The organism is Streptomyces sp. (genome assembly GCF_050698815.1).
In the GTDB taxonomy this organism is placed as follows: domain Bacteria; phylum Actinomycetota; class Actinomycetes; order Streptomycetales; family Streptomycetaceae; genus Streptomyces.
In genome coordinates this window covers 1-2,298 of sequence record NZ_JBOHCV010000397.1, presented here as the reverse complement: position 1 = coordinate 2,298, position 2,298 = coordinate 1, and the positions used below count along the sequence as shown (strand labels likewise).

The following is a 2,298-nucleotide window of genomic DNA, read 5'->3' as shown; positions in this document are numbered from 1 at the left end:
CTGCCACACTACGACCGGCTCCTCCGGCCGCCCGTATCCCGGTTCCGGGGCCGGTTCGGGCGCCGGTACCCGGGCCTGCTCCTGCTGCGGAACCACACCGGCCGTGCCGCCGTTCCCGAACAGATCGCCCACCGCGGGCTCAGCGGCCCGCGCCCGCGCGGGCACCCGGTCGCGCTCGCGGCCCGCCGGTTCGCCCGTACCGTCGCCGGACTCGCGGGCGTCGCGGGCGTCGCGGGCCGCGCCGAAGAAGTCGCCGCCCTTGCGCTTGTAGTCGTCCGTGCCCCAGTCGCGCGCGGTGCGCTTGGGCGCCTTCTGCAACTGCGGTATGTGCTTGGCACAGTGGATGTACGCCTCTTCGACCTCCACCCGCACCCACAGTTGTGCCCGCCGGCCCGGCACCGGGTCCGCGGGCAGATGCGGGTACGACGCCCGTATCTCCTCGTCCTCGACGATCGTGGCACGGCCGTTGATGTGCAGGCCGATCCGAGCCCGCACGAAGTCGATCAGCATGATGCCCAGGTGCGGGTTCTCCTGGATGTTGCCGAGGCTGGCGTGCACGCCGTTGCCGCGGTACTCGGGGTAGGTGACGGTGCGTTCGTCGAGCACCTGGAGGAACCCGCGGGGGCCGGCGCGGAAACTGCTGTCGCACTCGCCGCGGGCGTCGGAGGTGGAGAGGAAGAACATCTCCTGGCGCTGCACGAACTCGCGCATCCGCTCGTTGAGATGGTCCAGCATCTGCTCGTCGTAGAAACGCTGGGCACGGTCGACCGTGCCCAGCCTCCGCTGCAGCGCGTGCTCCCCCTCACCGCCCGGCAGGTTCGCAGGGGAGTGCGGCCGCTGTGATGCCGCCGCGCCGTGCTCGTACCGGGCGACGCGCTCGTGCTCGTACTCGTGTTCCCGCTCGTGCTGCGTCAGCGCGTCCTGCCCGTCCCACGGATATGCCCCCTCAGCCTCTGCCACGGCGCTGACCCCTTCCCCTTCCCCTGCCCGCTCTGTGGTGTGTGGTTCTTCGGTATGCGTCCTGCGCGCGTGCCTAGGCACCGCTGATGACCAGTTCGGCCACGGAGTCATGCCGTATCCGGTAAGCGGGGATCCCCGCCCCCACCAGCGCGTCCACGCTGCTGCGGATCATCCCCGGCGGGCCGGACAGGTAGCCGTCGTACCCGGGCCACGGGCCGTACTGCCGGACGGCGTCCGGGAGTTCACCGGCCAGCGCCTGAGCGTAGGCAGGGCCGCGCCCCACGGCGACCACCGGGCGGACGGCCAGCCAGCCGTGCCGCTGCTCCAGCCGCAGCATGGTCTCCAGGTCGTAGAGATCCTGGTCGATGCGCGCCCCGTAGAAGACCTCGACCGGTCTTGCTCTGCCGTGCTGCGCCACATCCTCGACCATCGCCTTGATGGGCGCGATGCCGGTGCCGCCGCCGAGGCAGACCAGACCGCTGTCGGTGGTGTGCTCGACGGTCATGGTGCCCGCGGGCGGTCCCAGCCGCAGCACGTCACCGGGGCGGGCACGGTGTACGAGCGCGCTGGAGACCCAGCCTGCGGGCACGGACTTCACATGGAAGGTGAGCAGCCCGTCGGAGCGGGGGGCGGACGCGAAGGAGTAGTGCCGCCACACCCGTGGCCACCAAGGCGTCTCGATGCTCGTGTACTGCCCGGCCAGGAAAGGATACGGCTGGTCCGGGCGGAGGGTGATCACGGCGACCTGCGGGGTGCGCTGCTCGTGCGAGACGATCTCCGCGTGCCACCACGCGGGAGCGCGCTGTTCGTCCTCGGCCGCGGCGTCGATCATGACCTGCGAGATCTTCGTGTACGCGCGCACCCAGGCCCCCTCGGCCTCCTCGCTCCAGGTGAGGGTCGCGTACTGGGCCAGCGCGCCGAGCAGGCACTCACCGACGGCGGGGTAGTGCTCGGGCAGCGTGCCGTACTTGCGGTGGCCGCGGCCCAGGTTGGTCAGGTACTTGACGAGCACGTCGGTGTCATCGGCGAACCGCACCGCGGTGAGCAGCGCGCGGAAGAGCCGGTCACGCTGGGTGTCCATGGATGCGGGGAAGAGGTCGCGCAGCTGCGGGTGCTGGACGAAGAGCAGCGCGTAGAAGTACGCGGTGACCGCGTCGGACCGCGGCTCGATCTCCTCCATCGTGCGGCGGATCAGCAGCGCGTCAGGGGAGGGCTGGGCGGCGGAGGGGGTGGGGTGTTCCCGCGCGGGCTCCGGGCCGGCGTCGGAGGCGGGGCCGGGGGCGGATCCGGGGCCGGGGGCCGGCGGTGGTGCCGGAAACGGCGCGGACGGCGCAGGTG

Annotated in this window: 2 protein-coding genes; both read right to left on the bottom strand. The window is 71.9% G+C overall.

Features of this window, described 5'->3' with window-relative positions; genetic code table 11:
* Nucleotides 1-960 (bottom strand): pyridoxamine 5'-phosphate oxidase family protein (locus ACRDP3_RS14570; protein WP_431517354.1); only part of this gene is annotated, 960 nt, incomplete at its 3' end.
* 73 nt (nt 961-1,033) lie between these two features.
* Nucleotides 1,034-2,298: globin domain-containing protein (locus ACRDP3_RS14565; RefSeq protein ID WP_431517353.1), on the bottom strand; the 1,265-nt coding region annotated here is incomplete at its 5' end.